The 24,171-nt window shown below is 61.2% G+C and carries 20 protein-coding genes; 6 read left to right on the top strand and 14 right to left on the bottom strand.

Features of this window, described 5'->3' with window-relative positions:
• Positions 1–30: 30 nt before the first annotated feature.
• From B0920_RS04535 to B0920_RS04510, 6 genes are read right to left on the bottom strand one after another with little or no spacing between them, the layout of a single operon-like run.
• Positions 31–1,131 (bottom strand): AAA family ATPase, encoded by a 1,101-nt coding sequence (locus tag B0920_RS04535; protein ID WP_229455171.1) that lies wholly within the window; start codon positions 1,129–1,131, stop codon positions 31–33.
• On the bottom strand, positions 1,128–2,489 hold the full coding sequence (locus B0920_RS04530) for an AMP-binding protein (RefSeq protein WP_078031367.1): 1,362 nt from the start codon (positions 2,487–2,489) through the stop codon (positions 1,128–1,130). Before B0920_RS04530 ends, B0920_RS04535 begins: the two co-directional genes overlap by 4 nt.
• Positions 2,486–3,070 (bottom strand): hypothetical protein, encoded by a 585-nt coding sequence (locus tag B0920_RS04525; RefSeq protein WP_229455169.1) that lies wholly within the window; start codon positions 3,068–3,070, stop codon positions 2,486–2,488. Before B0920_RS04525 ends, B0920_RS04530 begins: the two co-directional genes overlap by 4 nt.
• Entirely contained in the window at positions 3,067–4,890 is a 1,824-nt protein-coding gene (locus B0920_RS04520; RefSeq protein WP_078031366.1) for a hypothetical protein, read from the bottom strand. The genes B0920_RS04525 and B0920_RS04520 overlap by 4 nt, the downstream gene beginning before the upstream one ends.
• A complete protein-coding gene (locus B0920_RS04515; protein WP_078031365.1) occupies positions 4,887–5,885 on the bottom strand; it encodes a hypothetical protein in 999 nt (332 codons plus the stop codon). Before B0920_RS04515 ends, B0920_RS04520 begins: the two co-directional genes overlap by 4 nt.
• Positions 5,886–5,887: 2 nt before the next feature.
• Positions 5,888–7,408, bottom strand: coding sequence for an AAA family ATPase (locus tag B0920_RS04510; protein WP_229455166.1), 1,521 nt, complete (start codon positions 7,406–7,408; stop codon positions 5,888–5,890).
• 202 nt (positions 7,409–7,610) lie between these two features.
• Here B0920_RS04510 and B0920_RS04505 point away from each other — a divergent pair, with 202 nt between their 5' ends.
• From B0920_RS04505 to B0920_RS04490, 4 genes are all read left to right on the top strand, one after another.
• Positions 7,611–7,979: a LysR substrate-binding domain-containing protein gene (locus B0920_RS04505; RefSeq protein WP_179119094.1), complete on the top strand. Its 369-nt coding sequence runs from the start codon at positions 7,611–7,613 to the stop codon at positions 7,977–7,979.
• Positions 7,980–8,074: 95 nt separating this feature from the next.
• Positions 8,075–9,085, top strand: a complete 1,011-nt coding sequence (locus B0920_RS04500) for a zinc-binding alcohol dehydrogenase family protein (protein WP_078031362.1) — start codon at positions 8,075–8,077, stop codon at positions 9,083–9,085.
• A gap of 51 nt (positions 9,086–9,136) precedes the next feature.
• A complete protein-coding gene (locus tag B0920_RS04495; RefSeq protein ID WP_078031361.1) occupies positions 9,137–10,111 on the top strand; it encodes a zinc-binding dehydrogenase in 975 nt (324 codons plus the stop codon).
• A gap of 52 nt (positions 10,112–10,163) precedes the next feature.
• Positions 10,164–10,475, top strand: a complete 312-nt coding sequence (locus tag B0920_RS04490) for a putative quinol monooxygenase (protein WP_078031360.1) — start codon at positions 10,164–10,166, stop codon at positions 10,473–10,475.
• 685 nt (positions 10,476–11,160) lie between these two features.
• On the opposite strand, the gene B0920_RS04485 is transcribed toward B0920_RS04490, so the two are convergent.
• The 7 genes from B0920_RS04485 to dndB all read right to left on the bottom strand — a co-directional run bounded on the left by B0920_RS04485 (position 11,161) and on the right by dndB (position 19,798).
• Positions 11,161–11,550, bottom strand: coding sequence for a hypothetical protein (locus tag B0920_RS04485; protein ID WP_078031359.1), 390 nt, complete (start codon positions 11,548–11,550; stop codon positions 11,161–11,163).
• 262 nt (positions 11,551–11,812) lie between these two features.
• Positions 11,813–12,910 (bottom strand): DGQHR domain-containing protein, encoded by a 1,098-nt coding sequence (locus tag B0920_RS04480; RefSeq protein WP_078031358.1) that lies wholly within the window; start codon positions 12,908–12,910, stop codon positions 11,813–11,815.
• A 9-nt stretch (positions 12,911–12,919) separates the two neighbouring features.
• Positions 12,920–13,738 carry an HNH endonuclease gene (locus tag B0920_RS04475; RefSeq protein WP_078031357.1) on the bottom strand — a complete coding sequence of 273 codons (819 nt, stop codon included), beginning with the start codon at positions 13,736–13,738 and terminating at the stop codon, positions 12,920–12,922.
• A 999-nt stretch (positions 13,739–14,737) separates the two neighbouring features.
• Positions 14,738–15,115 (bottom strand): DNA sulfur modification protein DndE, encoded by a 378-nt coding sequence (gene dndE / locus B0920_RS04470; RefSeq protein WP_078031356.1) that lies wholly within the window; start codon positions 15,113–15,115, stop codon positions 14,738–14,740.
• Positions 15,112–17,097, bottom strand: a complete 1,986-nt coding sequence (dndD, locus tag B0920_RS04465; protein WP_078031355.1) for a DNA sulfur modification protein DndD — start codon at positions 17,095–17,097, stop codon at positions 15,112–15,114. The genes dndE and dndD overlap by 4 nt, the downstream gene beginning before the upstream one ends.
• Positions 17,098–17,100: 3 nt before the next feature.
• Positions 17,101–18,711, bottom strand: a complete 1,611-nt coding sequence (gene dndC, locus B0920_RS04460; protein WP_078031354.1) for a DNA phosphorothioation system sulfurtransferase DndC — start codon at positions 18,709–18,711, stop codon at positions 17,101–17,103.
• Positions 18,701–19,798, bottom strand: coding sequence for a DNA sulfur modification protein DndB (dndB, locus tag B0920_RS04455; protein ID WP_078031353.1), 1,098 nt, complete (start codon positions 19,796–19,798; stop codon positions 18,701–18,703). The genes dndC and dndB overlap by 11 nt, the downstream gene beginning before the upstream one ends.
• 60 nt (positions 19,799–19,858) lie before the next feature.
• Here dndB and dndA point away from each other — a divergent pair, with 60 nt between their 5' ends.
• Positions 19,859–20,986, top strand: coding sequence for a cysteine desulfurase DndA (gene dndA / locus B0920_RS04450; protein ID WP_078031352.1), 1,128 nt, complete (start codon positions 19,859–19,861; stop codon positions 20,984–20,986).
• A gap of 141 nt (positions 20,987–21,127) precedes the next feature.
• The gene (locus B0920_RS04445) at positions 21,128–23,734 is read left to right on the top strand and encodes a DNA phosphorothioation-associated putative methyltransferase (protein WP_078031351.1); all 2,607 of its coding nucleotides are present in this window, start codon (positions 21,128–21,130) and stop codon (positions 23,732–23,734) included.
• A gap of 67 nt (positions 23,735–23,801) precedes the next feature.
• Here the strand turns inward: B0920_RS04445 and B0920_RS25890 are convergent, their stop codons facing one another.
• Positions 23,802–23,954: a hypothetical protein gene (locus B0920_RS25890; RefSeq protein ID WP_179119093.1), complete on the bottom strand. Its 153-nt coding sequence runs from the start codon at positions 23,952–23,954 to the stop codon at positions 23,802–23,804.
• Positions 23,955–24,171 lie beyond the last annotated feature (217 nt).

Raw genomic sequence — 24,171 nt, 5'->3', positions numbered from 1 at the left:
AGCCAGGACGTCGCGCCGCGACTCCTTGCATCAGCTGCTTTCGCCTACCGGCGAGCCCAGGATCTTGCAGACTGCATCCAGGCGCTGTGTCACCGGCCCCTCGAGCACCACGAAGGGCAGGCCGCGCGCCCGCAGCACACTGCAATACCAATGGTGCTGGCGCTGGCGGAATGCGGCGTCGCGCCGGGTGCCATCCTGGACGAAAGGGAAGTCCGGCGCGCACACGAAGGTCCATGCGTACGGCCGCTGCGCCAGGCGGCGCACGGCGGGATCGACCCGGCCGAACCCGTCCAGGCTGTAGAACACCGTGCTCAGGGCGCTGCCGTCGCAGACGAGCCACTGCCGGGCTTCCCGTGCAAGGAGATCCTCGCGCCTCGCCTGGCCTTCGGCGATCAGGCGCATGTCTGCGTAAGTGAGCGCACCGCCCCGTTCTTCCCAGCGTTCCCGCCCGACTTCCGGCACGCAGACAGTGCCCAGGCGCTGCGCCAGCGCCTGGGCCAGGGTCGACTTGCCGCTGGACTCGCCGCCCAGCAGGCAGATACGCTGCACGAAGCTGGCGTAGACCTCCGGGTGCAGGAAGCTGCGATGACGATGGACGTCCCCGCGGATGCGGGTTCCCGAAATCGGCACCGTGGTGCGCGACAGATCGACGCAGACATGACGTACCGGCGCCGAGCCAGGCTGAACGGCGCTGAAGTAGGTCGACAGCGCCGAGGCGAAACCATGGCCATAGTCCTCGCTCGTGAACACGGCATCGACGGTCGTTTCGCAGACCGCCCAGCACAGCCAGAACGTGAACTCGCGGTGCACGTCGGCATCGTCGTCATTGTCGGGAAGCCTTCGGAGCGCAAGACCGCGACTGGCGCACAGCCTGCCCAGCGCATCATCATCGAGCACCAGCGCACGCACTTCGGGGAAGAGTTGCCCCAGCCACGCTTCTCGCGTGGCCCGCCCCATGCCTGGGAACTCGGGTTTGGTATAGCTGATGACCAGCACTTCGCCACAGGCGGCGATCGCGTTCCGGATCAGGTGCATGTGGCCCAGGTGAAGCGGGCAGAACTTCCCCACCACCAGCCCGTGCCGGAAGGGCTTGGACGACGCGCCAGGAGCAAGGGCCTGGTCCGGGCTCACGAGTGGGCTCCTTCCAGGTCGGACGTGTACTGCAGGGTCTTGCCCTCCGCATGCAAGGGTTCTACCGTGAGGCTGTGCGGGCCGAACAGGCGCTCCAGCGCGGTCACGGCGGCGCCGGCATGCGCCATCGCAGCCGGCGCCAGGCGCAGCACCACGCTGGCGTCCGCGCGTTGGTGCACATTGAAATGGGAGATCGGGAACGGCAGGAGCGCGTGCGTGACGTCGATGTTGTTGATCCAGGCGCCGCGCGCCAGATAGCGCACCGGCCGGCGTCCGGACAAACCGAGCAGCACCGGACCTTCGTCAGAGAACCCCAGCGACGCATGATCGCCGGTGCGGTAGCGCAGCAGGGGCAGGCAGAAATTGAAGCCGCCGGTGACGGCAATCTCGCCTCTTGCACCGGCCGGGACAGGTCGTCCGGCGTGGTCCAGGATCTCGACGTAGAGCCTGGGCTGCAGCAGCAGGTGTCCGCCCAGACCCGGGTCGAACACCCCGACAGGGCCCACCTCGTTGAGCGAATAGATGTCCAGCACGGGGCAGCCGAAGCGCTGCTCGAGACGCTGGCGCAAGCCCGGCAGCAAAGTCATGGCCACCGAGATCAAGGCCCGCGGCGCGTGGGTTACCGGCAGCTTGAGGTATTCCGCGAAGGATATCGGGTCGCCGGAGACGATCTCCGGCGCCAGTGCGTCGAGGTAGCGGGCGCGGTCATCCGGATCGCGCCAGTCGTCAGGGTGAAGATTCAGTTTGGCCAGCCCCGCCTCGTTCATGGTCGGCGTCACCGACACATAGGTGAAGCACTGCCGCTGGTAACCAAGCAGGACGACGCCGACTTGTCCGCGCCCATGCGCGGGCGCGATGCCGGCACGGCGCAGGGCGCGCTTGTGGAAGGCCGCGTAACGCCCCGCCACGACAGGATGGGACGGCAGGAGCAAGGGATGACCGGTGGTGCCGGTGGTGCGGAAATGGATCATGCGCTCGAGCGGCACGTCGTCCGGCACGAAATGCGCGATGCCGGCCGCGAAATCGGCACGACCGACAGGCGCCACGTCCTCCAGGGAGCGCGGCGGCGAACCGAGCGCACGGTAATGCGGGACCTGCGCGAACACCTCCTCGATGAAGCCCGGAACCCAGGCCGGCGCCCTGCCCGGCAGCCAGCCCACCGGGGCGGCCGCGACTTCGCCTTCGTAGGCGCGCAGCGCTTCGACCTCGTGCGCCAGCAGGCGGTTACCGCTCTTGTTGCGGTACACCGGCGCGCACGGATGACCGAGCATGAAGTCCAGCATGCCCTGGCCGTCGGGCGTCAGCGTGGGGAAGCGTTCGCGGTGAAGCGGATCGCCGTCGCAGCTGGCCGCTTTCATTCGCGCGTCCACTTGTCGGCGGATTCCTCGGCAAGCTTGCGGGCCAGGGCCTCGCGGATCTCGCGTGCCCGCTGCTCCGCGGCCCTGCTGGCCTCCAGCAGGCGGCGCCGCTCGCTCGCACTGATCGCCGCCAGGCGGTCGGTGGCCTGGGCATCGGTTTCCCCGGCCGGGCTGTAGCCGAGCCTGGCCAGCATCGCGCGCGCGAACTCCTCGCGCCGCTCGGGATCCGATGCGAAACGGTGGGCAGGGGTCACGGCGGCCAGTTCCGCCGACAGCTGCGCAAGGGTCTCCACCAGCGCCGCCACGTCAAGGCGCTGCGCCAGGAACCACGGATCGGCCAGCAGCCACGCGCCGATCATGGCCACCGCGAGCCGGTTCCTGTCGCCGCGTGCGCTCTGGCCTTCGAATCCGGCAAGCGCTTCGCGCTGGGCACGACCGCCATGCATGCGCGCCAGGTCATTGACGAGGGCCGGCACCGCGACCCGGCCGCTGGCCGCGACGCGGGGCTCGTCCAGGAAGTCCACCGGCGTATCGGCCAGCCGGCGAGTGAGCGTTTCGAGGTCCGGTCCGGGCTGGTTCATGATCGCTTTCCGTGTTCGGCTGCAGCTTGCGGCGCCGGGCGCCCATAGTGACGCCGGCTGAAGGCGCGCGCGAACGTGATCAGTTGCGCCATGTCGGCCACCGCGTGGATGTCCCAGCCCTGTTCGTCCCTGGCGCGCAGCAAATCGCGCGTCGGAGAACCGCGGCTTGGATTCCCTGCAGAGGCCCAGTCTTCGCGCAGGTTCAGGGCCATCGTGCCGCCCGCCGCGCCGATGCGCAAGGCCCGGGCAGCGACGTCCCAACCGCTATTGCCCCGCTCATCCTGCCCGAACATGGTGGTGATGCCATCGTCCGAAATCATCAGGATATGCACCGGTCGGCGCAGGACCAGCCCCTCCCGATAGGTGTCGCGCAGCCGGTGGATGGGAAAGCAGGTCGCGCCGCCGAAGAATCCGGTCAGCACACGCAGGATGTCGTCGCCGTGATTCACGAAGCCCTTCGTCCCCAGGACCTGGCGTTTGCCGCTCCATAGCGTCGCCTGCACCGCCGCGCCTGCCCGCAGGGCGGACAGGGCGATGATGGCGCCGGCCAGTGCCAGGTAGGACACCCGCTGCTGCGGGTTCGGCATCGAGCCGGAACTGTCGACATAGATGTCGAGATCGACCGGCACCGGTTGGCGCTCGCGGCTGGCGTCGTGCTCGAACTGGCGACGGACCGTGGTGAGGCCCGGCACGGGCCGCGGGCTCAAGGCCAGGCTGTGCAGCCAGTCGATGTCCTCGAGCGGCTGGCCGAGCTCCCAGGGTTCGACACCTGCCGGTTGCGGTTCGAGTTCGCGCGCCGTGGCCTTCGCCCGCAATGGCACCAGATGCGGCAACGCGCGCTCGCGGTAGTAGCGCACCGCGATCTCGTGGTCGTCGAGGGCGATCCCGGCGGCCTTCAGGATCTCGCCATACTCGAAGGGTTCACGGGCCTGTCCGACCGGCTGCGCCGGGTGCCCTGGCCCGGGGGCCGGGGCCGCAGCATCCTCCCCGGTGACCCGCGGATCGTGGACCGGGTGCGGTACGGGGTCGAGTTCGTCCGGGTCGATCTGGTGCACGGCGCCGGGGGTGCATCCCGCCGCCGCAGTCCCGGTGTCGTGGAGCATGGACAGCGCGTCCAGCGCGCTCGCATCGTCCAGCAGGTAGGGCAGCACCAACGTGGCAAAGCGTGGAGCCCCGGTCATCCAGTCGTTCGCGTACGAGCGGATCAGCCGTGCGCCGAGCCAGGCGTCGGTATCGATCGCATCGGTGATGGCGCGGCCTGCCAGGCAGCCTCTGTCGAGCTTCCACAGGTGCTCATACATGCGCATGTAGAGCGTCCAGACCGCGCTCGCAGGCGCTTGCCCTGCCCGCCCCTGCCGCCCGCGTTCCAGGGCGAGGTAGATATCCGCCATGCGCAGCCCTGACTGGCGCTGCAGACGGTCATTGATGAGCAGGTCGGTGTACAGGTTGGCGAGCATCGGCGCCTGCGCCTCGATCGTCGGCAACGCGCGCCGCATCCGCGCCAGCATGCGCAGGTGATCGGTGGCGTTGGCGGGCGCCAGGACATGATGTCCGATCTCGTGCGCGAGGATTTCCACGGCATGGTCGTGCAGGCCGTGGGCGGCGACCGCTTCCAGGTCGATCACCACGGTCTGGTCGAGCAGTCGGATCATGGCGAAGCTGCCGCTCAAGCCCTCCCGCGCCGCTTCGAGGGAACTGCGGCAAAGACGCGCATCGTGCAGGCGCGTGTAGCGGCTCCAGGCATCGAGGGCACGGGGCCAGGCGGCACGCCAGCTCTGCATCAGCGCCTCGGCGCCCGGAGAACGCGCGTCAAGACTCATCGTTCGCTCCGGGCCAGCAGGCGGATCGCGTGCGTGTACGGCGAGGTGACGGCGATCGTCGCGGCGGTGGCGCACACCGCCAGACCCTGCTCCGGCACATCGAGCGCGATTCGCCGGCATCCCAGCACCAGCACGCCGTCATCCAGCCTGTGATCGACAGGGCGCTGCGCCGAATCCGCGCGCGCGAATTCTTCGGCGCCTGCAGGGTGCAGGACGGCCCCGTAGGCGTCGGCGATGAGCAGGAAGTGGCGGTCGCCCGACCTCACGAAGAAGCTTTCGCCTGCGGGGCGCACTTCCGGCGGCGTGGCGAACTGCCCGCCAAAACCGGTGAAGCCGCCCACGTGGCGTTCCCGCAGCGCATACCGGTCCTTGCCGCCCCACCACGGATCATGCGCGGCATCGGACATGAACGCCTGCCACGAGCTCCAGCCCACGGCGCCGAAGGCCCGCAGCGCGAGGTCTTCCGGCAAGGCTGCCGCGGACGCGAAGGCGCCGGCGCGGAAGTGCGCGGCGCCGGCGCGCCAGGCCAGAACCTGCCCGGCGACGCGCAGCTGCTCCACCGATTGGAGGCGTGGCGCGATCGCGGCCAGTTCCTCGGTCCACTGGGCTATCCTTGCGCCGGGGATCCCTTCCAGGTGAACGATCGCGTTGCTGAGCATCGCGAATACCTGCGCCGGCTGCGCCGCGATCAGGCCCGCCAGGAATGGAAACAGGCCGCGCCAGGCCTCGACCAGGGTCCGGGTCCGTGCGGATGGACCGACCAGCGAACGGCCAGCCAGCTCCAGCCCCACCTCGTATGCGGCCAGCACGGTCGCCGGCAGGCGCGCACGGTCGACCTGCTCGACGGCGACGGCAACGCTGTCGACCGCCTCTTCCAGGAATTGCAGGAAAGCATCGGTCCGGAAGGCGGGAAAGATTCGCTGCGCTTCCCGGACGCGCTGATTGAAGCTGCCGCGGTTTGCCGCCAGCACATCGGCGTATGCTCGTGAAATCATCGCTATTGCGCGCGCAGCCAGGCGAGGTAGTTGGTGTAGCGCTGGTGCAGGTACTTCAGCTTCAGCAGGTCATCGTAGAGGTGTCCATACAGCTTGCGGCCCCGGACCAGCTCACCGATCAGCTTCTCGATGCGGGCCAGTCGCGCACGCGTGTCGCGTTCGCCCACTCCATCCAGCCCGAGGGCGAACTGCTTCGCCAGCTCGCCGACGGCGTCCGTGCGGTCGAGGTCCAGGCGCAGGTACTCGTCATTCGCCAGGTCGAACAGGTGACGCAGCCAGCTCACCCGGTCGCTGCGATAGTGGGCATGCTCGGGAAGTGCGAAGAACTGGGCGTCCGAGTCGGGCTGCAGTTTGTCGTGCAGCACGAAGGGCAATACCTGGCGCACGTCTTCCAGCTCCACCTGGACGTTCCCACGGAAGTAGGCCAGCGCCTTTGCGAACAGCAGCAGCGTCATCAGATTGCGCACCGACAGGCCGTTGACGGTCTGGCATCCCAGGTCCTTCATGCGGTCACGCCCATTGTCGGCCGCCGCCAGTTCGTGCCAGGCAAGGCCCGACAGGCGGGCGGTATCCTTAGTCATGTACTCGAACTGCCCGCCAGCCGTTTCGGCCAGTTCGAACTGGCTTGCGAAGAACTCGATCCGGCGTCTCACGCCCTCCGGGATCTCGACGGCGCGAATCTCCTTGCCCATCGCATCGATCTCGTCGGCGGTGAAGATCAGCTCGGGCGGGACCAGTTCTTCGGGGCGGACCTCCTCCTCGATCCGCACCAGCAGCTCCTCCAGGAAGCGCGGATTGAAGGCCAGCGCCTGGACGATGACGTCGATCCGGTCGCGCAAGGCCTCGATGACCTGGTAGGTCCCGCCGCCCTGCTCGTCGTTGGCGGTCAGGAACCACGCGGATTCCGGGCACTCGAAGACCTGGTTGAGCACTTCCGCATAGTTATCGCCCATCACGGTCAGCAGCGCGCTCTGGGTGCGGGTGGGGATCCGGTTGTACTCGTCGACGATCTTGACCCGCATCGACAGCCATGAGCGCCACGCGATGCGGATCTCGGTCATGTCCTTCGCATTGATCAGGTCCGACGGGAGCGGGTTGCCCAGCAGGTCCGCAATCGTCATCTGCGGGTGCCCATGCTGCATTGCGCGCCGCACCTCGCGCACGCTGGCGCCGGCGAGCACGCCCATCAGGATTGCGCTGGCGGTCTTTCCGCGCCCCGGCCCGCCGACGAACAGGCATTTGCGACGCGTCGCGAAGGTCAGCAGCGGCAGCAGCACATAGCTGGAATAGCTCTGCCCGGAAGGCAGCGTGAGCACGCGCTTGCTGTCGCCGACGGTATAGCGTTGCGGGGGGCCGTCGTTGTACTCGATGTCGTAATGCGGACTGATGATCGCCTTGTTGACGATCCAGAAGTAGGCCTGCCGCAGCTTCTCGTCGAGCCGGGTGTCGACCGGATCAAGCTCGCCGGCGCCGGATACCGGCCCGCGATACAAGTCCGCCACGTCGAACTCGCGCGGTTTCACCGTCGCCTTGGGGTTCGTCGGTGCCTGGGAAACTTTGCGGAAAAAATCGAAAGCCACGCTGACCTCTACCATTGGCGTGCATTGCTGCACAAGCCATCGGCATGCTACTGATTTTTTTCCATGATGGCAACACGCCGGATCAAGCAACTTGCGCTCATGACGCCGGCTGCGTCGGGTAGCATGGGGTGCGCTGATCGAATGGGTGGCGGGCGGACGTCTCGACGCGGCTATCGTCAACAAGCCACTCCGTGCGCTGGCGCTGGAATTCGAGCGCATCTTCGACGAAGAGATGGTCTTGACCACCGGCCCGGCCTACGCCGCCGAGCTGGCGCAGGACCTCGCCCTGGGCCAGCGAATATCGTTCGGCCAGCCGCCCGTCCTGCCTATCCGGGGTCATCGCCTGCGCAGCAGAATCGCCAGCCTCCCCGAGGACGAGAACATCGAACTCAGGCCCAAGTTCGAGGTCGACTCACGCGAACGAAGCCGGCCGACTCGCCCTCCACGACCCCTGGCGTCCTCGAGCGGCGCGGCGCCGCTATCCACCGCTGTGCCCGTGTCGCGCGCACCTTAGGATCCCGCTCTGCAAGCGCGCGCGCAGTATGATCGTGTGACGTCGCACGTCGTCTACCGACTCCCACTGACACTGTCCATGAAATGGAGCGCCCCATGAAAGCTGTCGTCTATAACGAGTCGGTCGCGCTGGATGCGCCGGAGGCCCTGACCGATACCACCCTGCCCGATCCCGAGCCTGCCGGACACGACCTGCTGGTGGAGGTGCATGCTGTCTCGGTGAACCCGGTCGACACCAAGATCCGTGGCGGCGTGCTGCCGCCCCCGGCGACCCCGAAGGTGCTAGGCTGGGATGCGTCCGGCGTGGTGCGCGCCGTGGGCGACAAGGTCACCCTGTTCAAGCCGGGCGATCGCGTCATGTACGCCGGATCGCTGCTGCGGGCCGGCACCAACTGCGAGCTGCACCTGGTCGACGAGCGCATTGTCGGCCCGATGTCCACGCGCCTCAGTTTCGAGGAAGCGGCCGCGTTGCCGCTGACCTCGCTCACGGCATGGGAGCTGCTCTTCGACCGCTTGCAGGTGCGCGAAGGCAGGAACCCGATCGCCACGCTCCTGATCATCGGCGGGGCCGGCGGGGTCGGCTCGATCATGATCCAGCTGGCGCGCCAATTGACCGGCATGACCGTGGTCGCCACCGCATCGCGGCAGGAGACACGCAAGTGTGTGCACGAGGTCGGCGCGCACCATGTGATCGACCACACCAGGCCGATGCCGGAGCAGTTGCGCGATCTTGGCCTCGACGAGGTCGATTATGTGGCCAGCCTGACCCACACCGACAAGCACCTGGTCGCCATCGCCGAGATGCTGGCGCCGCAGGGCAAGCTCGGGCTGATCGACGACCCGGTGACCCTCGACGTGCCTATCCTCAAGCCCAAGAGCATCTCGCTGCACTGGGAGCTGATGTACACGCGCTCGATGTACCAGACCCCGGACATGATCGAGCAGCACAACATCCTGGTCCACGTCGCCGAGCTGGTCGACGCCGGCGTGCTGCGCACGACGCTGGCGGACCATTTCGGCGTCATCAACGCGGCCAATCTGCGCCGCGCCCATGCCTTGATCGAGAGCGGCAAGGCGCGCGGCAAGATCGTGCTGTCCGGCTTTTGAGATGCCGGGGAGCGCCATGCATACCGGAGGTGTCATCGTATGAACAGCACAATGAAAGCCCTGCTTCTGCTTCAGGCGGGCCCGGACTACACACTGGCGCCGGCCAACGTTCCCATTCCCCTCCCGGGCGCGCGTGAAGTCCGCCTGCGGGTGAGGGCCTCGAGCATCAACCCGGTCGACTACAAGTTCGCCCGCGATGGGTCGAACTTGGCCATGCCCCACATCCTGGGGATCGATGCAGCCGGCGAGATCGAGGCCGTGGGCCCGGAGGTGAGCGACTGGCAGCCGGGGCAGCGCGTGATGGCGGTGACCAATCTCTACCGCTGGGGCGCCTATGCGGAGTTCGTCGTCGTCGATGTGAGCGTATTGAGCCGTTTGCCGGACGAGCTGTCCTTCGAGCAGGCCGCGGCCCTGCCCTGCGCCGGGCTGACGGCCTGGCAGGCGGTGCACCGGAAGCTGAAGCTGCAACAGCCCGGCCTGACGGTCCTGATCACTGGAGCCGGCGGCGGCGTCGGCGGTTTTACGGTGCAGATGTGCCGGCAGGCCCGCGCGCGCGTGATCGCGACCGCATCGCGTTCGGTGGAGCGCGTCCGCACATTGGGCGCCGACGAGGTGATCGACTACCGCAAGGCCGACGTCCTTGCCGAGACCCTGCGCCTGACCCAGGGCCGCGGGGTGGATGCGGTGATCGATCTGGTGTCGGCGGAATCGGCCACGGCCCTGCTGCCTTTGCTCCGCCACAATGGCGAGCTGGTGTGCGTGGTCGCGCGCCCACGCGAAAAAGACCTCCCGCCCTGGGGCAAGGCCATTTCGCTGCATGACGTGGCGCTGGCCTTCGCTTATCAGTTCGGCGACGCCGAGAATCTGCGTGAGATCGCGCGCGCGGGCGAAACCCTGGCGCAGGCGGTGGCGCAGGGGCGCATCGATCCGCAGATCACCCGCATCATTTCGCTCGACGAGGTGCCGGCCGCATTGCGCGAGGCCGAAGCGGGCCACACACAGGGCAAGGTGGTGATCAGGTTGTGAGCCGACGGCAGGCCCGTCCCACTGTGCACGCACTAGATGGAAAGGAAACGATATGAGCGTTGAAGTCATTGCCACGCTGGAGGCCCGTCCCGACAGGAAAGCCGAGGTCGAGGCGGCCCTATCGGTGCTGGTCAGGCAAAGCAGACAGGAGCCCGGGGTGCGGCGCTACGACCTTTACCGCGACAGCGCACGACCTGCTTCTTTTTACCTGATCGAGGCTTACATGGACGAGGCCGCGCTGGAAGCGCATCGTGGGAGCGCCCATTGCCTCAGGTTTCGGGAGCAGGCCGGGGACTTGCTGTTGGGGGCGCCGAGGGTTGCCGTCCTCGAAGCCGTCGAGCTTGTCCCGGAGGAGTTTGCCTGAGGGACCAAGAAAGGGATCACTCGGCTCCGGCCGCGACGCGCCCGTGCTTTGTCAGAATTGAAAAAGCCCGCCGGAGCAGGCCTAAACCCAGTGTGGAGACTCTCCTTGCGGAGGCCTCATTCCCACTCGATGATCAATGGTTGAGCCAACCCTCTAATTTAACGATAAAACCCACCAAAACATACCGGTCGGTACCATGAGCAATACCATGCCATTCCAACCGATGGGTTTACGCTACCGGGTCACGGGGCATACTGGCCAGTACAGTCTTCTAATGTCAAGGTGCAAACTGCCCACAGGACTTCACATAGCCCGATGACGGAAGGTCGCCGGGCGATACCGCACCGGAGACGGCCGCGCATCGGCGACCATAGGATGGCGGACTTCACCATCCAGACGATGTGCATCTCGCCAACCTCTTAGGCGAACCGCAGCGTGCACTCGTCTTGGCTTGAGGTCAGCCTGATTGGTTCGGCTTGAACCTGTCCTGGCACGCTTTGCAAGCGCTGGCCCTGTTTCGTGGAGCGGTAGAACGAGAAGCGCGGGCAGTGCTTTGTGATGGTCAGCAACACCCCGCCTTGCTCATGATACGCTTTCTAGGGCACATCGCTCAAGCCCAAACGGGGTGGGTGGTATAAACCACCTTACAGGCGTGCAGTTCAATCGACGTCGATGACGTACCCCATCAGCGGATAGCTCTGATTAATCCAGCCATCCACAATACGGTCAGCACGTCCATTTGGCTATTCGGCTTCAGCTTGTCGTTGCCGATTTTTTTCCACAGTAAAGCCTGGTCCTCAGCGAGAACAGGATTCAACCGGAGGGCTGCAATTACCTTTAGACCGTACAGCTTGTTATCGGAAAGTTTAGTGTTGTACTCACCGCGCGGAACGCCCTGCACGTTTCCACCTTCGCAGATGCCAAGAAAGATTGTTCTCGGACACCCCTTCTTCTGAGCCGATTCCGTATCAAACATTTCAAGCGCCGCAATCTCCCAGCCATCAACAGTCGAGGAAGCCTTTCCAGCGGTGTACAGCGTAACAGCCCTAACCGCGACAGTGCCATAAGCTGCCATTTACCATCCCTTCATCGATGGACTCGCCGTTAGTGCGGAATCCCAAGAGGTACCGGAAATAAGGTCGACCTCGCCCCATGATTTGGTTAAGATACTCGGGCCACGTTTTGTAAAATAACCTTGCAGGATCAGACGCACCAAAACTAGCGAAGCTTGCGAGACACGACGCTTCTATTACCCCCCGGTTGGAGGTCGTTACCCTATAAATATAGTCTCAAGTTATGATAACAGCGCTCCCTAACGGACGGGTCGTGCACTTTGATCAACCTTGTGACGGCACAAGTATCAGTGGAACATCATCAAACCAATTAGCTCCCTGTTTTATATTTTGCTGAACTCGTCGCAATGCTTCAAATATAGTATCACGAACAACTTTTGAATCTGAAACAGCGACAGTCCAGTCGGATTTCCAAAAATCTGGAGTCTGCATTTTCAGAACTCTCTTCGTAGATAAGATAACATCTTCCTCATTACTCAAATCAATATCTTCCAGCAAGCCCGCCATGAGATCAATCGCATCAACAATATAACGTGTCATCGTAATCATACCCACTTTTGTGAGCAAACGTGACTCTGCAGCAAACAAATCCGGCCATGTCTCCTTAATAGCCTTCCAAATAGCCAAAAAGAATGAGGCAACTGTCTCATCATCGTCCAAACCCGCGATTTTCTTCGCATGGATGTAAGCTATGCTAGATTCGATTGCCGATGCATTAACCCATCGCTGCCCGTCTTCTACACTTGGCAAACTAACCTGTCCCTTGAATGGGCTGTCCTCAGCCTCGTTCGCGATTTGAACGAACAAAACATTTTTGCTGAGCGAGAGCTTCGCGGTTCTAAGCCGGGGCTCAAGTTCATGGTTAGAGTAAGCGAACGTTAACGCACGAATATGATCAGGTGCAACCTTCGCGGCCTTATTATTAATGACAATGAATTGGAAAGCCTTCTCATCATTACTTGCATCAAGGATTCCAACTACAGGAGCCCGAGCATTGGGATTAAAAGCATGAATACCATAAAGACGATGCTGACCGTCGATTACAAAAACCTCATCCTTTTTATCGGCATTTAAGACTATTAGCTGCTGCCCCGCCGGATCGATTTTTAAGTTATATGAATCCTTAGAAAAGGCAATCACAAGTGCGGTCGGGATAGTATTCCTAGCCTCTTGACTTAGGAATTTTGCAATTCCTTTCACCCTAAAATCGCTTTTTTGCCTTTGGACCCCATCTTTTTTGTCATGAGACAAACGCGGCACACTGGACCACTCAAGTATGTCCTTGACGGGAGCTTCAAACAGGCAAAAACGAATAGTGTCTTGCTCAGGTCGCTGTTGAAACGTAATGCACGGATAATCCATTGAATACTCTTAGAATTGAATTGTAAAAAAGTCAGCCGCGTCCGTAAGGTCCATTGGCGCGAATGCACTGAAGTCTGCGGGTCCTATTTCTAAAGCGGAGTCTTTCAAGGTCAAAGAATGTTGAACAGCATACTCAAAAATTCTTCTTCTATGTAATGCTATTTTGAGCGGGCGATTAATTTCAGTCAGATCATTGGCAGATGGATACGGAGGAAGGATAAGTGAATGTTTCCAAGTGTCCTGCCAAAGCATCATTGCACCTTTCTCGCGATTACAACATGAGCACGCAGGCAAAAGGTTAGCGGCGATACTGTCCCCACCATAACTGCTCGGCCAAACATGTTCATACTCAATCGCATCGCGTGCATCGACCGGATTGACGAACAAAGACTTTCCACATATATAGCACTCAAGCATCGGCACTGAAGCCCGCACAATATTTTTGGTACTATTGGAAATCGATTGACCAGAAGCTAAGGCAGCCTCAAATGAAAGATTTACCAACAGATTGACGTTCGCTCTACCGAACTGACCCTCAGAAATACTGCATTGATTAGCTAAGAAAGTCAGAAAGGAGCTGCGATAAGTGAATTCATTTCCATTCGGATCGCAAAGAATTGACTTTGCAGTCTTTACCAATCGCGCGGTTAAATTGAAATAATATAGTCCAACAAAATAATCCGCAAACTCTTCAGAACGATTCCCGACAAATGATCCATTTCTGAAATTTTCAATAGATTTTGTTAGTGCATGGTCGTAATTGACAAAAATGTCAACTACTCTAACGTACAAATGCTCACCCTGCGTTACAGGCCGAAACCCTATCATCTGCACTCTTTCTATAAACCTGTCGTTCTATAATGAAAACCAATAACAACTCTTGAGATATAATGCGGAACATTTGAATACTCTCACCACCACTACATCCATAACACGTATGAGTCGGATGTAGGCATGCACAGAAGCTTAAGTATTGTAGCTAACTAGCTTGCTGATATACTCACACATTTCCACGTTTAACAGAAGCTCTGAATTTTTCAACTACATTGTCCAGTCCCAGAAATACTTTGAAGGACGGTCGCGCTGCCACTTCGTGGGATAATCGCTGCCGACTTAGCTGAGGAAACGGCACGTTCAATAAACCTAAGGGACTTCAGTTGGTTCTTTAAAGCTCCATTCGCTCAAACATTGCGCTTTGTACCAAGCAATGTAGTTCCGCCACGCCACAGATTCAACAAGATTCGTAACATGACCGACTCGTGGGACTCATTTTCCTGGCGACGGTAGGTGTCGATTCAGTCGCCTGTAAGTCAGGATTATGCGAAGCAGTGGTGGATCAGGGCCTCGATGAAATCATTGGTAACCGGGTCGATCATCTCTTCGGATTTTTCCCCAGCTCCTCTACAGCCTTGGACAGCGCCGGCTGAATCTTTGAATCCTCCAGGTTGAAGGACTAGCTGGCCTCTGGCAGAACACGTTCCTGAGAGGTGAAAATGTAGGGCGTGTCGGTCCGATCCTCAAGCTCAGTACCACGTACAATCTCGGGGCACCATCAGCCGATAATGTCCTTGCGGATCTTGTACGTCTGCTGGAAAAATTAACATTCCAGTGTCGGCATGCTAAGGTCGAACTTGTTTTCCAGCTCAACGCCGATCCATGTCCCCAATTCCCTTGCCATGACGGTTGACCTTATCCTGCCCGACCTAGCGTGTCTTCTTTGAATACAAGGAAGCGGAGTCGATTCAACCTTAGGAAAGAAAAGATGAGAAAGCCTTTTCATAATGGCTTTGTTGGACCTCAGCGAAAAAGGCAATTCCTGCCATAATTTCAGGATTTCTCGCTCCCGCTCGCCATCGCGATTAGTCCGCGCAGGTCCTGCGCGCCATTAAGCAAATACGCGATGCCGCGGTGGAGGTGGATTTTGAAGAATTGCGGCAGCTGGTCCTCAGCGACCTTGTCCTCGTGTGCGCGTTGACGCACAACGGCGGTGATCGCGTCGTCGAGGGTACCGGCGAAAGTCTTCCAGCTCATTTCGACATTGCTGTCGGTGACGATCTCCTCATGCGGCGGAATCGTGCGCTCGGCCAGCGAGGCCAGCAAGGCCCAGCGGCACAACACGTTCCATTGCAGGATCCCGGTGCGGCGCTTAAGCGTCAATAGTTGGTGTTTCGCCTTTTCGGAAACGCGAACGACGTCGATGATCATGTGTAGGCCTCGTCAAACGTGAAATAACCTTCGTGGATTTCCGAACTCTGCTTTTCTTCGCTGTACTCGATCAGATATTCCTGAGACGTGACCCTCTTGATCTTGCCATATAAATCCTCGTCGATCTCCTGGTCGGTCGACAGCAGGATGACTTGATGGCTCGCCTTCGGGAAGTAGTTTTTCACGAGCTTATTACGGTGCTGGCCGTCCAGTCGTCCCAATGGGGTGTCGATAATGGCGGGCAGTGAGCGCCCCGAGGCGCGGCTCAGGCCCCAAAGGATCGACACCGCTAGCAGTTGGCGCTCGCCAGCGGAGAGCTGGTGGCTCGGCACCTGGTTGCCACTGTGGTCGAACAGAGACAATCGGTAATCGACCGGCGAGATCTCGATGCGCTCGAACATCTTGGGTTTACGGGTGACGCTTTGGAAGCTCTCTAGGATGAGGTCGGCCAAGCGCTTTACGTTGCGCTGTAGGACCGCATCGCGATAGCGATGCAGGCTTTGCTCGACCAGTCCGGCGTGTCGCAGCACGCGTTTGTTCGTTTTGTCCTTCAAATCCTGGTCCGCCAGTTCGAGCAAGAGGGATTGACGCTCACGATCGGCACGCTCCCGCGCCTGCACGCAGTCCTCGTGCTGCTGGTTCAGCAGCGCGACGGCGCCTAAGGCTTGTTCGTATTGTCGACGCTGCTCTTCGAGCCGCTGACGCAGCGGCGCCAATAGTTCGGGGTCGGGCAGCGCGGCTTTGGTGCGTTCGAGGTCGTTGACACGCTCAGCGAGCAGTTGTTCGCGCTGCAGCGCCTCGTGCGTGTCCGTCCGTAGGTCGTCGAACTGCGATGCGGCATATGGCGCGAGCGCCTCGGCGCGCATGTGCAGATAGGCCGGGGTCTGAGTAGCGGTGACGCGCGCCTGCCGGTCGCGTTCCAGTTGATCGGCCACGGCGCGGCGCACCGTTTCGCTAACCTCGCTTTGCGCGAGCATGCTTAAGATTTGGGCGTCGCGCTCGCGGATCTCGGACAACATCGCCGTCGCCAATTGCGCATTGATTTCCGCCGTCAGCTGCGTGCGGGCCTTACTGAGTAAATCCTCCACCAAGAGCAAAGGCAGGTGACCGGCGGCGAGCTTGTCTCGCAGGTAGATGTCGTGATTCGCCTTCTGCTCCGCGGCCGCTTTGAGCTGGGCTTCGATGGTGTTGGCCTGCTCGGCCAATCCGCCGCCCTGCTGCCGATACTCCTCCTCGATCGCTTGCAGCGCGCGCATGCGCTCTTCGACCTGCGCGTGCTGTTGCTCAATGTTGGCGGCCAGCGCATCCGCTTGGTCGCTGAGGGCTACCATTGCGTCGTGCTTGGCGCGCACCAGGGCTTGCGCCTCGCGGCTGAGTTCGTCGACGCGACGGCGGCGTTGGATGATTTTAATGTCCGCGGCGAGTCGATCGACGACGTCCAATCCCAACAAGGCGTGGATGCCGGTGCGGATGATCGCGGCGGCGGATTGTTCCTCGGCCAGCGCTTCGATCTTCTCGCCATCGAAGAAGAACAATTCCGAGATCTGCGACGGAATGAAATCCTCAACGAATTCACCCCAACGCTCGGACAGCACGGCGTCGAGGATGCCGTCGCAATAGACCTCGAGGCGCTCGCGCGTGGTTTCGTGACGGCCATTCCAGGTGCGGATCACTCGGATGGTCTGCCACTTGCCCTCGTGATGGTGGATAAACTCGAGCTCGAGTCCGGCGCCCTCCTGTGGCGGCACGTAGCGGTTGATCGTACTGCGCAGGAAATCCGGATAGGCCATGTTGCCGCGCCCCGTGCAGCGGGCGTGCTTGCCGTACAGGACGAGCTGTAAACCGTCCAGGAAGGTCGTCTTACCGGAGCCGTTCAGCGCGCCGAACAAGACGATGGGTCGGCCCGGACTGGTGGTGAGGTCGACCGTGTGACGTCCCTTATAGATACCGAAGTTATGCAGTACGAATTCTTGAAATAACATGCTTTACTCTTCTTCGGTGAGCTCGACATCGGACGCAGCGACTGGAATGATCGGAATGGTCGGCCGGACGAACTGCACCTCGATGGATTGGTTAGCTTTTTCGAGGCTGAGGGAGCGGTGCACCGCGAACTCCAGCGCTTCTTGCTCGCCGTTGAACGCGTGGTACTCCAGCACGCTGTTGAGCTCATCGAACAAGCCGGCGCGCCTTGCCGCGTGCTGGTACTTGCCCTCGACCGCCAGCAGTTGACGCACCAAATGGAAATGGAGCTGATCCGGGTCGTCCTCGCGCGCCGTCATCTCGCGTAAAAGCGCGATGTCGCCGGCGTCGAACACCTGGCTTTCATCCAGGCGCGGGGACGGATAGGGCTCGCCCATCACCTCCTCATAGATGCGCGGCACACTGTCTTCGATCTCGTGTTTTTCGAACACCCACAGGCGTCGAATCTCTTCCAAGTCTTCCAGCGCCAGCAGATCGAATTTCAGATTGGCAGGGGCTTTGGCGTGCACCGCCCGTTGCGCTTGCAGCAGCTCGCGCAGCAGGCGCTCACGATAGGTTTGCTTGTAGGGGCCGTGTACCAGACGGAAGCGTCTACCATCGGCGACTTCCCACACGTCGTCCTCGCCCTCTTCCTTGTTCGCGACCTGCATCAGCGTCAAGCGGCCGTCCATGCGGCGGAACTCCCGGTATTTACGGTCGTCGCCAAAGCCTGCGCCAAGAAATTTGTTGCGGAACTCGAGCAGCGGCGCCATCCATTCCTTCTCAATGTCGTTCTGGATCATCGCGTCCATCGATTTGTCTTGCGAGACCATGGTGCAGACGTAGCAACCGAAGCGGCTGTCGCCGCAACTCGGCGTGCTCGAGTCGACCACCAGCGGACATTCTCCGTCAGCCGTCGCGCCCTGGTACATGCCGAGCAGTTCGCTGTTATCGAAGCCCCAGGGGTTCTTCTCCTGCATCAGGTAGAGCCAAACGTCGTCGTTGGTCCAGTCCGCGACCGGCGTAAACACCCAGCTGCGTTCGAGCTGCCCATTCCGGCTGAGCCACTCGCGGGTGCTGCCCGCGTGGCGCTTCATCGACGCCGCACGCGCGGCGCTTTCCGCCTTGCGGGTGCCGAGGACCACGATCGCCTCGCCGTTCTGCTGCTCGAGTCGCTTAATAAAATCGTTCGACGGATTGATTTTTAAACGGCTGGTGCACCACCGGAATTTCGGACGCGGCGCAGGATAACCTTTGCCGATCAGGTTGACCCAGAAGCGATCCTTCACTTCGGGCGTCAAGCGATGCGGTTTGATCGGTAAATTCTGCGTCTTCGCAGCTTCGCGCATGACGTCCAGCGAGTGCGCCACCCATTGAGCGACAATGGGGTTTTCCACGAGGGTGTCGGTGCTGATGACGTGCACATCCTTATGCAACTGCTCGGACCCGAGCTGTGCCAGAGCCCGCCACACCAGCTGCAGCGTCGCGGTCGAGTCCTTGCCGCCGCTATACCCGATCACCCAGGGAATGGGGTCGCTCAGGTACAGTTTTTTGACGACCTCCATCCGTTCGCCGACGGTTGCCTTAAAGCCGTGTTCGGCGAAGGCCGAGGCGGATGCGGGTTTGTTACTTTCCATGTTGTCCTCGCTGGAAGGCGTCCTCGGTACGTTGCTCGTCCGGCCCCAAAGGAATATTCAGATGCTTCTTGAGTTGATTGACGGTGAGCGCCACGTTGTTCGAGGCCTTCGAGATCGTTCCGCCGACCATCGCGCGCCCCTCCCACGTCCGCGCGTTCGAGCGCGACCAGTCCAGCTTACTGAGAGGACTTAAGGTGGCGTTCCAGGCCCGCCTCGGTTGACGTAGCACGTGGTTGCCCACCGCCCCGATGGCTTGCAGGGCGACCGAGTGCGAGTGGATGAAATCGCGGCGCACGTCGCCGGCGCTCAAGCGCGATTCCTTGACGCGTTGCCATTCCGGGATGTGGGCGCTGACCGTGTCCCAATAGTCGGCGCATAGTTGCGCGGTCTCGTCGGTATTGGAGGTGTCGATACCCTCTAGCAGCGCCGAGTTCGCCGAATAGATGGCGCTCAGGGTGAACAATTTGCGGGAGCGCTCCGACAGAGTGTTTCGTTCCATCTCGACCATGTCGCAGAAAAACTTCGATTTCAACACGATGAGTTTGGTGAGCTGGGAGCGCTGGTCGCGGTGGTCGTACAGCAAGCCGAGCGAGCGGCTCGGTCGGATTGCATAGCGGTTCAGGTCCGCGAACATTTGCTGGCAGCGCTCGAGGCCACGGTCGACGAAGAATACGACGGCGATGGTCTCGTCGCCCAGGCTCGGTTCGGACCGCAGCGCCATTTCGATCGCCGCGCGCCGATGTTGGCCGTCGTTGATGATGAAGCGCGAATGCATGTTGACGTGCAGAGTCCCAAGCAGGCTGCTGTGCGTCGTACCGGTCGCGGGGACGAAGCGGACATCGCCATCAATCGAAGCCGTGATGGCCGAGAAGGTATAACTTTGTAAGTTTCCTAAAATATACTCGGCAATTTCAGGTACCCGCCCCTTGTTGAGCGTCCGTTGCGCGCGCAGTTCGGGATTGAGCTCGTCGTCGTCGAAGAGAAAGATCTTGGGGATTAAGCGCAGGGGGCACATGGACACGAAATATTCGCGTCCCGACTGTATCCCTTTGATGGACGGAAAAACGTATTCGAAGGCACCGTTCATGATTGATATCTTGATGTTTGTGCTACTATAACACAAACACCCGCCAAAAATACACAAACTATGTCCACGTACCTTGATTGTAATGCCACCACGCCTGTCGAATCCGAGGTATTAGATGCGATGGTGCGGTACTTGACCGAGGAGTATGGGAACGCCGGTAGTCGTACCCATGAGTTTGGCGTGCGCGCTAAGCAAGCCGTCGAGCGTGCTCGTGAGCAAGTTGCTGCTGTAGTCGCAGCCCGGCGCGACGACGTCATTTTCACAAGTGGCGCTACGGAAAGCAACAATATTGTGCTGCTTGGCTTGGCCAACAGTGTTGAGGGTGCAACACGTCGCCACATTGTCTCCACAGCGATCGAACACAAGGCAGTGCTCGAGCCCCTCGAACACCTTGTCAAGCAAGGATTCGAGGTTACCTTGATTTCCCCGGATGAATCCGGCCGCATCGATGCGCAGGCCGTGTTGGACGCCGTGCGTTCGGATACGCTGCTGGTCAGCGTCATGCACGCGAATAACGAGACCGGCGTAGTGCAACCGATCGAGGCAATCGCCGCCGGTCTGTCGGACGCCGTCTGGTTGCATGTGGACGCGGCGCAGACCTTCGGCAAGCTGATCGCTCCCCTGCAAAACTCGCGGATCGATCTGATCAGCGTGTCGGCGCATAAAATCTTTGGGCCGAAGGGGATCGGCGCGCTGGTCAGCCGTCGCCGTGAGGGACGACGCGCCCCTTTATCTCCCTTAATGTTTGGCGGCGGCCAGGAACGCGGTGTGCGTCCTGGTACGCAAGCGGTGCACTTGATCGCCGGCTTCGGGGTGGCGGCGCAGATGACCTTGCGCGACCATGAGCAGCGCCAGGCCGCTTGTCTTCGGTTCCGCGACGGTGTGTTGACGGCGATGGCGAAGCTTGGGGGGCGGGTTAATGGCGACAGGGAACACTGCCTGCCGCACGTTTTAAACGTGTCTTTGCCCGGTTTGAATTCGGAAGCGGCGATGGTGACGCTCAAGGGCGTATTAGCCTTGTCGAACGGGTCGGCGTGCACGTCTACGAGTTACGAGCCGAGCCATGTTCTGGTGGCGATGGGATTGGGTCGCGATCGCATTGAGTCGGCCCTGCGTTTGTCGTGGTGTCACTTGACGCCCGAGGTTGACTGGCCGCAGGCGTGTGAACGTTTGCGTCGTATGATGTAGCGGTGTCGTTCGCCATCGAGTTCCGATATCGGCCAGAAAGTTTGCGGTTCCCGTTATAACGCTCCGCTACAAGCGGTTCTTCCATCAAACTAGCGCGTCAGCACACGCGTCGATACCGGCTTGAACCGGTCGGGGGCAGCCATGCAAGAGGCGTTGCAGGGAGCAGTCGGCAAACGGGTCGCGGACCATCTGTACGGGCACCTGGCCGTGCTTGGATCGTGGCCAGAGGCGCTGCGGGAGCGAATCGAACAAGCGTCCACGCTGGCGCGCGTCTCGTCGGGTCAGCATTTCAATGTCGTCAAAATGCATGCGCTTGGCGAACAGTTGTCCTTGCTCGCCTACGATGACTTCGACGAGGCTCCCTTCCCTACCTTGAGCAAGAGCTGGCGTGTGAATCTCGCGACCGCCACCGTGGTCTTTCGCGACTATACGGACTCAGGCAACCCGCCGATTTTGCATCGCAAGGAGTTATTGTTGGCCCCCGACGACCCGCGCATCCCAGGGTACGCGGCGCTGACCCAGACAGCTGAAGGGCTTGGTTTGTTCGACGAACCCAGTCGGATCGGTTTTCGCGAGCAGTGGCTAGCCCTTATCGACTCGCGAGGCTACGCATTGCGAGGCGCCGAGTTCACTCCTGTGGCGAATGTCGAGCATAGCTCGGATTTGTCATCCGCCACCGTGCTGGCGAGACCAGTGCAACGTCACTTGACGGCTTTGTCGCGCACAAATCTGTCGGCGCCCGTGCAAGCGCTGTGGCGCCATGGCTTGATCGGCCCGGAACGCTCGTTTTTCGACTATGGCTGCGGCAAGGGGGATGACTTGCGTACCTTGTGCGCGAACGGCATCGACGCCACTGGCTGGGACCCGCACTTCCGGCCGGACGTGCCCTTGCTCATGGCCGACACCGTCAACTTGGGTTTTGTGATCAACGTGATCGAGGATGTCGAAGAGCGCGTCGCGGCGCTGCGCGGTGCCTATGCCTGCGCCAATGGCGTGCTGTCCGTCGCTGCCATGTTGGCGAGCCAACAGCCACCGGATGGCCGTATGCATGGCGATGGCTACCTTACCTCGCGCAACACCTTCCAAAAGTATTTCACGCAGGTGCAGCTGCGGGATTTCATTGAACACGTGCTGGATGAATCGGCTATCGCGGTGGGTCCCGGGGTTTTTTTCGTTTTTAAGGACCAGAGCCTCGAACAACATTTTTTGCAGCGTCGCTACGGCGCGCGGGCGGCCCAGGCGTTACAGGGCACCTGGCTTCGCATGGCGCGGGTCGCGCGCGCCCCGCGGCCACAACGCGAGCGTGAGCGGAAACCGAGTCGCGAAGCGGCATTCATCGCATCGCACCAATCGCAGCTACATGCGCTGTGGTTGGCTCATGTCGAGCTCGGTCGGCCCCCGGCACCTGACGAACTTGCTCCCGACTTGGTCGAGCAGCTCGGCGCGGAGAGCGCATGGACAAAACTGTGCCGTATCGCGACGAGCGCGTTCAATAGCGAACCACGCGAGCGCGCCGAGCGGCAAAAGCACCAGGATCTGCTCGTGTTCGCGGCGCTCCAGCAATTTGGTAAGCGCCAGCCCTACCGGGAGTTACATCCCTCCCTGCGGCGCGACATTCGCCACCATTTTGGCGACTATCTAACGCTCCAACATGCTGGCAAGAACCTGCTGCTCGAATTGAGTCGGCCGGAGCGGTTACATGACGCGTGCGCCGAAGCGAGCGTGCACGGCCTTGGTTGGTTGAAAGACAGTCATTCCTTGCAGCTACATACGCAACTCGTACCCAAGCTTCCCGCTTTGCTCCGCGTCTACATCGCCTGCGCGACGGTTTTAGTAGGCGATATCAGTGATTACGACCTCGTCAAAGTCCACATCCGCTCAGGCAAGGTGACCTTGCTGCAGTACGAGGACTTCGACAACAACCCTTTGCCCCGGCTGCGTCAGCGCGTCAAGGTCAAGTTAAAGGAGCTCAACTTTGAGCTGTTCGACTATGGCGATGCCGCCTGCCCCTCGCCGCTGTTGTACTTCAAGTCGCGGTTTATCAACGAGGAATGCGCCCATTACCTTGAACAAGTGGAATTCGAAGCTCAGTGTGAGTTGCAAGGCTTGCTGGACGCTGCCAACGAACCCAGTGCGGCCGACTTTTTTGCCAAGCTCAGTGCTGATCGTTGGGAGATCGTTGGCTATCGCCTGGTGCGCAGTCGCGCGTTGCCGAGCTTGGACGCGCCATGCGGGCGCTATTTGACCTACCGCCACCTCATCGAATGCGGCGAGACGCAAGCCCGCACCAGCCTTGCGAATCTGCCCCGTGAGCCCGACACCTACACCGCCTTGTACGAACTGGCCGCCCATGTGCTCGATCCCGTCATCGATTACTTCGGCATGATCGAGCTAAGGTATGGTTTTTGTTCGGCGGAGCTGGCGCGGGTAATCCCTGGGCGGATCGATCCTAGGGTCGATCAGCACGCGGGGCACGAGTTGAATCGACGCGGCAAGCCGATTTGCGACCGACTGGGCGCCGCCTGCGACTTTTTCGTGACGGACGAGGACATGGAAGAAGTCGCGCTCTGGGTGGCCGCCAACACGCCGTTCGACCGACTTTACTTCTACGGGAAGGACAGGCCTATCCACATCAGCTATTCCAATACACCGGCGCGGCAATTCATCAGAATGCGCGCGAGTTCGTTGGGCGCTTGCGTGCCGCGCGTTGATCGCTCGGTTACCATGTACGGACAGACGAAGAGCTGAGTGAGAGGAGTCGATTCACCCCGCCGTGAAGACTTGGCGAATCGAGGCGATCCTAGTTTAAGCAAGCTCATCCAGCTTTTTTTTCTCGCATCTTCGCCTGCACCCGCACCAACTCTACGCAGGCTGGAGCGTGGGAAGCCAACACCAGATCCGAGGCTGTCTTGCCGTGCATGTCTCGATGCGTAAGGTCGGCGCCGGCGCCCAGCAGCAGCTCGGCCATCTCGGCGTCCCCTCCCGTGCCGCCAGCATCAGGGGCGTTTGCTTCTTGAAGTTAGGAAGATTGACCAGGTTTAGCCATCTCTTGATGAGCCGTTTGACGCCTTCGAGTGAACCACGCGTCAAGCTATTCGCCATCGGTGCGGCCTGGTCGATTGGATATTCCGCCTGCAGAGCCAGGATTTCGAGGCGCATCTGGCGCGCTTGGTACAGGGCGCGCA

The organism is Massilia sp. KIM, from assembly GCF_002007115.1.
Classification (GTDB): domain Bacteria; phylum Pseudomonadota; class Gammaproteobacteria; order Burkholderiales; family Burkholderiaceae_D; genus Telluria.
The sequence above is the reverse complement of the archived record's forward strand: the minus strand, read 5'-3'. Positions and strand labels throughout refer to the sequence as shown.